The following is a 1,160-nucleotide window of genomic DNA, read 5'->3' on the forward strand; positions in this document are numbered from 1 at the left end:
ATACCAACCTCCATTGATGCTGACTCTCGGGGTTCCCAAAAGCCGACGAATCTGAATCGGTAGCGCAAACAGGAGGTTTGCGATGGGTTCAGCAATTTCTTTGCGATCAGACTTTCGCGGGGACGGGCTGCGGATTCTGGCCCGACAGACAAAGGATGCGGACCAGGCGCGGCGGCTCCTGGCGCTTGCTTCGATCTATGATGGCGGCTCTCGCGCTGATGCTGCGCGGCTCGGCAGCGTCACGGTGCAGATCGTGCGCGACTGGGTGGTGCGGTTCAACGCGCGCGGTCCCGATGGGTTGATCAACGGCAAGGCTCCGGGCAAGCCGTCACTGTTGAACGAAGATCAGCGCACGGCCTTGGCGCAAGCCATTGAGCGAGGCCCTACACCCTATCTCGACGGCGTCGTGCGCTGGCGTTTGTGTGATCTGGCCCAGTGGCTTTGGGAGGAATTCCGTGTCTCGGTGAGTGAGCAGACTTTGGGCCGCGAAGTGCGCTCGATGGGCTACCGCAAACTCTCGGCTCGCCCGAGACATCATGCGCAGGATGCCGAGACAGCCGAGGCGTTTAAAAAAACTTCCCCGCCGCAGTGGCAGAGGTCGCCGTCGGTCCCGCCAAGGGCAAGGTGATCGAAATCTGGTTTCAGGACGAAGCGCGTATTGGGCAGAAGAACAAAATCACCCGCCGCTGGGCCAAGCGTGGATCAAGGCCATCCGCACCGCACGACCAGCGAACCCGCTCGGCCTATATCTTCGGCGCGATCTGCCCCAAACACGGCAAGGCCGCCGCTCTCGTCATGCCTTGGTGCGATACCCATGCCATGAACCAACATCTGATCGAAATCTCTCGAAACGTCGCCGACGATGGGCACGCCATTCTGATCATGGACCAGGCAGGATGGCACATGTCCAACAACTTGGCCGTCCCCGAAAACATCACCATCCTACCCCTGCCGCCGAAATCACCCGAACTCAATCCCGTCGAAAACATCTGGCAGTTCATGCGTGAAAACTGGCTCTCGAACCGAGTCTTCAAATCCTACGAGGATATCGTCGACCACTGCTGCCACGCTTGGCGAACACTGCAGGACCGACCTTGGAAGATCATGTCCATCGGTCAGCGGCAATGGGCTCATAGGTTCTGATCAATGAGGGTTGGTAT

The 1,160-nt window shown here is 59.2% G+C and carries 1 protein-coding gene; it reads left to right on the forward strand.

Features of this window, described 5'->3' with window-relative positions; translation table 11 throughout:
• The first annotated feature begins 82 nt into the window (after positions 1-82).
• A protein-coding gene (locus C8J33_RS26820; protein WP_132443245.1) for an IS630 family transposase occupies positions 83-1,143 on the forward strand; the annotation gives its coding sequence in 2 pieces (ribosomal slippage) (positions 83-575 and positions 575-1,143; 1,062 coding nt in all).
• The last annotated feature ends 17 nt before the right edge of the window (positions 1,144-1,160 follow it).

Origin of the sequence: Rhizobium sp. PP-CC-3G-465 (genome assembly GCF_004343445.1) — a bacterium.
Taxonomy (GTDB): domain Bacteria; phylum Pseudomonadota; class Alphaproteobacteria; order Rhizobiales; family Rhizobiaceae; genus Ferranicluibacter; species Ferranicluibacter rubi.